General features: G+C 41.9%; 7 protein-coding genes. 1 reads left to right on the top strand and 6 read right to left on the bottom strand.

The features are described 5' to 3' along the window. The first annotated feature begins 279 nt into the window (after positions 1 to 279). The gene (locus H5072_RS07295) at positions 280 to 858 is read left to right on the top strand and encodes a type 1 glutamine amidotransferase domain-containing protein (protein WP_024595007.1); all 579 of its coding nucleotides are present in this window, start codon (positions 280 to 282) and stop codon (positions 856 to 858) included. A gap of 63 nt (positions 859 to 921) precedes the next feature. Here the strand turns inward: H5072_RS07295 and trpA are convergent, their stop codons facing one another. Genes trpA through H5072_RS07325 form a run of 6 tightly spaced genes read right to left on the bottom strand, consistent with a single transcriptional unit; the run spans position 922 to position 7,510 of the window. Next, positions 922 to 1,743, bottom strand: coding sequence for a tryptophan synthase subunit alpha (trpA, locus tag H5072_RS07300; protein WP_024595006.1), 822 nt, complete (start codon positions 1,741 to 1,743; stop codon positions 922 to 924). Then, on the bottom strand, positions 1,740 to 2,924 hold the full coding sequence (gene trpB, locus H5072_RS07305) for a tryptophan synthase subunit beta (protein WP_002961582.1): 1,185 nt from the start codon (positions 2,922 to 2,924) through the stop codon (positions 1,740 to 1,742). Before trpB ends, trpA begins: the two co-directional genes overlap by 4 nt. Before the next feature lie 7 nt (positions 2,925 to 2,931). After that, a complete protein-coding gene (trpCF, locus tag H5072_RS07310; RefSeq protein ID WP_002961581.1) occupies positions 2,932 to 4,296 on the bottom strand; it encodes a bifunctional indole-3-glycerol-phosphate synthase TrpC/phosphoribosylanthranilate isomerase TrpF in 1,365 nt (454 codons plus the stop codon). Then, positions 4,289 to 5,326: an anthranilate phosphoribosyltransferase gene (gene trpD, locus H5072_RS07315; protein WP_182693134.1), complete on the bottom strand. Its 1,038-nt coding sequence runs from the start codon at positions 5,324 to 5,326 to the stop codon at positions 4,289 to 4,291. The genes trpCF and trpD overlap by 8 nt, the downstream gene beginning before the upstream one ends. 11 nt (positions 5,327 to 5,337) lie before the next feature. Further along, positions 5,338 to 5,940, bottom strand: coding sequence for an aminodeoxychorismate/anthranilate synthase component II (locus H5072_RS07320; RefSeq protein WP_182194407.1), 603 nt, complete (start codon positions 5,938 to 5,940; stop codon positions 5,338 to 5,340). Between the two features lies 1 nt (position 5,941). Beyond that, entirely contained in the window at positions 5,942 to 7,510 is a 1,569-nt protein-coding gene (locus H5072_RS07325; RefSeq protein WP_182693135.1) for an anthranilate synthase component 1, read from the bottom strand. Positions 7,511 to 7,692 lie beyond the last annotated feature (182 nt).

Genomic DNA, 7,692 nt, shown 5'->3' on the forward strand with positions numbered 1-7,692 from the left:
CCAACAAGTTGTGCGTCTACAAAATAAACATAATGGCGAGCGTTAGTTGTAGGCGTTGGGCTTGCTCACGCGAGAAGCGAAGCTTCTGTATTTAAATCACCAAGTAGCAAAGCTATGTCTGATCTATGTAGTTTTTTCATCCCTTCTAAATGATTTACATGGCATTATAAATCCTACTTAAATTAACTCCTTTATTTTCAATTACTTGTTGTCGGCACGCATCGTGCTTTTTTGATTGTGTATTTTAAATATACCTTTTAAGAAAATAAGGAGATCTCAATGAGTACATTACAAACAAGCACACGTTTACAAGGCAAAAAAATCGCAATTTTAGCCACTGATGGGTTTGAGCAAAGTGAGCTTTTATCTCCACGCAGCGCATTACTTGATGCTGGTGCAAACATCGAAATAGTATCAATTAAAGAAGGCCAAATTACTGGCTGGGATGAAGACAAGTGGGGCGATAAAGTAACAGTAGATAAACTAGTTACAAACGCGGATCCTGCTGATTACGACGCGCTTATGCTTCCTGGTGGTTTATTTAATCCAGACAGTTTACGCCAAGATAAAGATGCTAAAGCATTTATTGATGGCTTTTTTGGCGCAGAAAAAAACAAACCCGTTGCTGCTATTTGCCACGCACCGTGGTTATTAGCTGAAATTAATAAATTGCGCGACCGTACCATTACTTCTTTTCCTAGTATTAAAAGCGATTTAATTAATGCAGGTGCTAATTGGGTTGACCAAGAAGTATGTGTAGACCAAGGTTTGGTAACAAGCCGAAGCCCAGCTGATTTAGAAGCATTTAATGCTAAATTTATTGAAGAGATTTTAGAGGGTAAACACCAAGCTCACTAATTTGCTTTTAAAAAACAAAAAAGGGCATTTAATTGCCCTTTTTTAATGCGTAAATTACACTTTTTATAATGCGGTTGCGGCTTTCATTTCACTAACAAATGCTTTTAACTGTGTTGTCATTGCGTCTAAATCGTTAAGGTTAGCTTCAATAATTTTAACTACAGCAGAGCCTGAAATAGCACCTGCTGCGCCTGCATTAAGTGCCGCTTTTACATCATCTGGCGTTGAAATACCAAATCCTAAAAGAGCAGGAGCTGCATGGTATTCTTTTAATTTAGTAACAATATTACCCGCTGGCATTTGTGCTTTTGTATCGGTACCGGTAACACCAGCGCGCGATAGTAAATACGTATAACCACGACCGTAAGAGGCGCATTGGCGAAGAGTGTCGTCATCTGCATTAGGTGTGGCAATAAAAATTGGGTCTACACCGTTATCCATTGCTGACTTTCTAAATATTTTAGATTCATGCAGAGGCACGTCAGCCACTAAAATAGAGTCTACACCTACCGCTTTTGCATCTTTATAAAATGCTTCTATGCCGCGCTTAAAAACTAGGTTTGAGTAAAGCAATAATCCAATTGGAATATCGGCGTTATACTCGCGTATCTCTTTAATAACATCAAAGCAATCTTGCGTGTTAATGTGCACATCAAGTGCGCGAATATTAGCTTTTTGAATTACAGGGCCATCCGCAATCGGATCAGAAAACGGAATACCAAGCTCAAGTGCATCAGCGCCGCCGTCAATTAGGCTTTTTATAATCGCAACACTTTGCTCTTTACCTGGGTCGCCAATTGTTACAAATGGTACAAACGCACCTTGTTTTTTCTCGTTAAGCGCTGCAAACATTTTGCCGTAACGATCCGTTTTTACTTGGCTCATAGCTGACCTCTTTCAGATAGTACATTGTGAACGTGTGCTAAATCTTTATCGCCACGACCACTTAAATTAATAACTAAAACGCTTTCCTCGGTTTGCTCTTCTGCATACTTAAGTGCATAAGCAAGCGCATGGCTTGATTCAAGCGCCGGAATGATCCCTTCGTTTTTAGCAAGTGATTGAAACGCATCAAGCGCTTCTGTATCTGTGATACCCACGTATTGCGCTCGACCGGTTTCGTGTAAAAATGCGTGCTGAGGACCAACCGCAGGGTAATCAAGACCCGCTGATACAGAGTAAGACTCTTCAATTTGGCCATCGTCGTTTTGCATAATGTACGTGTAAGTACCGTGTAATATACCTTTAGTGCCTTTACAAATTGTTGCACCGTGCTCATTTGTATCAAGCCCTTTCCCAGCAGGCTCAACACCAATTAATTTAACGCCTGGCTCGTCAATAAAGTCGGTGAACATACCAATTGCGTTTGAACCACCACCAACACAGGCAATTACAGCGTCAGGTAAACGACCTTCGGCTTTAAGTACTTGTTGTTTAGCTTCTTCACCAATAACTTTTTGATACTCACGTACAATTGTTGGGAATGGGTGAGGACCAGCAGCTGTGCCTAGTAGGTAGTGCGCGTCTTGATAATTAGCTGACCAGTCACGCAGGGCTTCATTTACTGCATCTTTTAATGTGCCAGAACCCGCTGTTACCGGAATAACCTCTGCGCCCATCAACTTCATTCTAAATACGTTTGGTTGCTGACGTTCAACGTCTTTTGCGCCCATATAAATTCGACATTTTAGACCCAGTAATGCACATGCAAGCGCGGTTGCAACGCCGTGTTGGCCTGCGCCTGTTTCAGCAATTACTTGTTTTTTACCCATGCGCTTAGTAAGTAACGCTTGGCCAAGTACTTGGTTGGTTTTATGTGCGCCGCCGTGTAATAAGTCTTCACGCTTTAGATACAGTTTTACTTTTGGGTTTTTAACTAAATTGCGCGTTAAAGTAAGTGGGGTAGGACGACCCGCATACTCGTTTAATAATTTACTTAGCTCAGCCTGAAACTCAGGATCTTTTTGTGCTTTGTTAAATTCGTTTTCTAACTGCTTAAGCGCAGGGACAAGTAACTCGGGTACAAACATACCGCCAAACTCGCCAAAATAAGCTGGATTTTGCATTTTAACCTCAATAATTTCTGATGCTTGTAAAAGCATTATGTAATTTGTTAGGGCACTTTTTACCCGCAGATTCTTCAACGCCTGAGTTTAAATCAAGGCCTAAGGCACCTTTAAAAAGCGCATCTTTAATATTGTCTGGATTTAAGCCTCCAGCGAGCATAAACGGAGTGGTTGCATCATGAAGCACCGACCAATCAAATGCTTTACCTGTACCGCCAGCTTGTGTATCGCTGTGTGTATCGTAAAGGTGTCGGTCAACGCCATTTACAGGCGTTGGCAATGCATCTTTTATTGCTTGGGCTTTCCAAATCTCGCAGCCGGTAGGTAACTGTGTACGCAACTGAGCGATGTAATCGTCACTTTCTTGACCATGTAATTGAACTGCCGCCAATTTTAGCACACTTGCGTATTGAGCAACTTGATCAATTGGGGCATCTACAAACACACCCACAAAATTAAGCGGGGCACTTTGGCTAAGCTCTTTTGCGCAATCTAAATCAACATAGCGTGGCGATTTAGGATGAAAAATCAAACCCCCGTAAATAGCACCGTTTTGATATGCCGCTTGTGCATCTTTGGTACGTGTTAAACCACATACTTTATTGTCACCTAAAATAACACGGCGACATGCTTGCTCTAAATCACGCTCGCCCATAAGTGAGCTGCCAATTAAAAAACCATCGCATAATGGAGCTAAACGTTTTACGTCTTGATGGGTGTAAATACCCGACTCCGAAATAACCACTTTATCAGCCGGAATAAGTTTGCGTAGCTTTTCGGTAGTGGCTAAATCGGTGCTTAAATCGCGTAAATCACGGTTATTAATACCAATAATTTGTGCATCAAGCGCAAGTGCACGGTGTACTTCTTCTTCATTACTTACTTCGGTTAATACCGACATATTCAGAGAATCGGCAACTGCGTGCAGTGCTTTATAGCTTTCGTCATCGAGTACTGAAAGCATCAGTAATATAGCGTCACCGCCATAAATACGCGCCATATACACTTGGTACTCATCTATAAAAAAGTCTTTACAGATAAGCGGTTGTTCTACTTGGCTGCGCACAAATTCAAGATAGTCAAAACTGCCTTGAAAATATTTAGCATCAGTTAACACGCTCATGCAGGTGGCGTATTTTTTATAAACCGATGTGATTTCGGTTAAATCAAATGGCTCTCTAATTAGCCCTTTTGAAGGCGATGCTTTTTTACACTCTAAAATAAACTGTGTGCCTGGGGCGGCTAATGCTTTGTAAAAACTACGGCTTGTAGGCACTGCAAGGTGTTTAAAGCTTTCAAGCGGGCGTGCGGCTTTACGCTCAATTAGTTCTAATTTTTTATCAGCAACAATTTTGTCTAATACATTAGCCATTACTTACCTCAATAATTGCATTTAGTGTGTTCATGGCTTGCCCTGAACTTAATAATGTTTGTACTTGCTTTGCCCCTTCTTTTAACGTTTCTGCTTTACCTGTTAGGTATAAAAGGGCAGCTACGTTAACCACAATGGCAGCATTATGTGCATCTGTGCCTTTGCCTTGTAAGATGGCAAGGCTAGCATTTGCGTTGTATTGTGGGCCTTCACCAGCGAGTTGTTCAAGTGAATAGTTTGCAAGGTCAAAGTCGCTTGGGTTTAGTGTGTACTGTGTAAGCTCGCCATTATTCAGCTCAACTACCGTTGTTGGACCGTGTAGAGCTATTTCGTCAGTGCCCGAGCCGTGAACAATCATAGCGCGCTTTGTGCCAAGGGTTTTAAGTGTTTGTGCCATTGGCATACATAACGCTTCGTTGTACACACCTAACAATTGCACATCAGGTACTGCTGGGTTAGCAAGCGGGCCTAAAATATTAAAAATAGTGCGTGTTTTAAGCGCTGTACGCACGCCCATCGCATGGCGTACGCCACTGTGATAGTGCGGTGCAAACAAAAAGGTAAAATTGGTTTGCTCAAGGCATTTTGCTGCCTGCTCTGGGCTCATATCTATATTAATTCCCAGCGCTTTTAGTAAGTCGGCAGAGCCTGAATTACTCGATACACTGCGATTACCATGTTTTACCATGTTAATACCGGCAGCAGCGGCAACTATGGCTGCTGTTGTGCTTATATTAATTGTGTTTGAGCCATCACCGCCAGTGCCACAGCTATCAGCAAGTTGTGTACTGCTGGTAGTAAAAGCAACAGCGTTTTCGCGCATTGAGGCTGCAGCACCTGCTATTTCATCGCTTACTTCGCCTTTAATTTTAAGGCTTATTAGTAGGGCGGTTAGCTCAATCTCGCTCATGTTACCTTGCATTATTTCATCAAACAGTGCTTTGGCGTCTGCGTAGCTTAATGATTGCCCTGTAATTAGTTGTTCAATCGCGTGTTGAACATTTATGGGTTGTTCTGGTTGTGTACTCATAATGTCCTCTTTTATTTGGCGCGTGTTAAGTAAGCGACACTTTGCTGAAGTAGCATTGCGCCGTTTGGCGTCAGTATTGATTCTGGATGAAACTGATAACCCAATGCATTGTCATCATGATGATAAATAGCCATTGGGATATCTTCGTACTGGGCAATAACCTTTATATTACCAGGCACTTTTGTTGCCATTAATGAATGGTAACGTGCTACAGGCATTGTATTGCCCATACCATCAAATACAGGATGTTCGCCTAAATTAATAATTGAAGACTTACCATGTACGGTTTCACCCGCGTGACCGATTACTCCGCCATAGCTTTGTGTTAACGCTTGTTGGCCTAAACAAATGCCTAGCATTGGGAAGTGGCCTTTAGAGAGCTCAATAAGCTCCATTAAACAGCCTGCATCGCTTGGTGTGCCAGGGCCAGGCGAAAGTACTAAGAGTACTTGGCCTTGCTCTTGGCGCATTTTATTAAAAATAACCTCAGCGCTAATGTTGTTTCTGTAAACAACAAGTTCGCAGCCAAGCATCGTAAGCTCATCAACTAAGTTATATGTAAATGAGTCAAAGTTATCTAAAAAATAGATTTTAATAGGATTCGCTTTACTCATTTTATACCGCCTTATACGTAGATTTTATGGCGGTGATAACCGCTTGTGCTTTAGCGCGAGTTTCGTTTGCTTCTGAAATAGGATCTGAGTCAAACACTACACCTGCACCTGCTTGCACGTAGGCTATGTTATTTTTAACAAAAGCAGAGCGAATAACAATACAACTATCCATTGCGCCATCACCGGTTAAGTAACCTACAGCGCCGCCATAACTGCCACGGCGCTTACCTTCTGTTTGACGTACAAGCTCAGCAGCACGTACTTTTGGTGCACCAACAAGGGTGCCCATGTTCATACACGCTTGGTAAGCATGCAGTGCATCAAGTTCTGGTTTTAGTGTGCCAACAACGCGTGAAACTAAATGCATTACCTGTGAATAGCGGTCTACTTTTAATAACTCTTTGGCAAAACGAGTACCTGCAACACTAATGCGGGCTACGTCGTTACGGGCTAAATCGACAAGCATTAAATGCTCGGCGCGCTCTTTTTGATCGTTTCTTAGTTCCAGCTCAATGCGGCTGTCTAAGTCGGGGTTTATTTGCCCGTTAGCAAATTTGCCGCGCGCTCGAGTACCAGCAATTGGGTAAACTTCTACTTGCTGATTACTTACGTCGTACTTAAGGGCCGACTCAGGAGACGCGCCAAATAATGCAAAGTCTTCATCGCGCATATAAAACATGTAAGGGCTTGGGTTTTGCTTTTTAAGCTGGCTATACGCATGTAAAGAATCAGGGCAAGGTAGTGAAAATGTACGCGACGGCACTACCTGAAAAATATCACCATCAACAATATTCTTTTTAAGCTTAACAACTTGCTCGCAATACGTTTCGTCGCTTATATCAACGCTTACTTCACATTTGCCACTTTGCATATCCGCACTAAATTCTGCAGCGTTATCGCAAAGCGTATTTAAGCGCTCAAGCTCTTTACCTACTTCAAAACAGTTAGCGTGTACGTCTGGGCCGTTAAATACATTACCAATGAGTTCGGTTGTTTGCTTTTGATGATCAATAACAACTAACGTTTCAGCTAAATAAAATACGTAATCTGGGCAGGTGTTTTCGCCATCAGGTACATCACTTAATTGCTCAAAGTTTGCCACCATGTCGTAGGCAAACACACCGCCTAAAAATACCGAAAACGGATTTTCGGTAGTGCTTTGAATACTGTTAATACAGGTACGAAGAGCGCTGAAAGCGTTATCGGCAACAAGCTTACTTGCTTCGTCTATATCGCTGCTGGTGTCTTGGTAGTTAAGTGTAAGCGTTGTGTCGTTTAATTGTGAATCACAGCTCTTAACATTTGCTTGTAAGTAGCTTAATAATTGCTTGCCGTTATTAGATTGTGCGCTAACAGTTACCGTTTTACCCTTACATACAATGCGCAGGGCGCTATCAACTAAAATTAAGCTTTTTACACTGTCTTTAGAATCAATCTCAGCCGATTCAAGCAGTAGTGAGTTAGGCTTATCAAGTGCCGCGTATAATGCAAGAGGGCTACTAATATAGTCGCGTACTTGCGTAATGCTTGTTACTTCGCCTGGTGTGGTAGTTATATGACTAAAAATCAAACCTCATTCCCTCAAAAAATTAAACCCCGCAGTGCTTTTGCAATGCGGGGTTTGAATAACGATATCTAAATTACAAACAGATCATTACCGTCCCGCTATATCAGGCGCCACCACCAACGATGTGTAAGAGTAAGAACGTTATTCATGTTTTTCTGCCTCAAAATTTATTAAATATTTTTAAC

The sequence above is a fragment of the Pseudoalteromonas sp. SR45-5 genome (assembly GCF_014163565.1).
In the GTDB taxonomy this organism is placed as follows: domain Bacteria; phylum Pseudomonadota; class Gammaproteobacteria; order Enterobacterales; family Alteromonadaceae; genus Pseudoalteromonas; species Pseudoalteromonas distincta.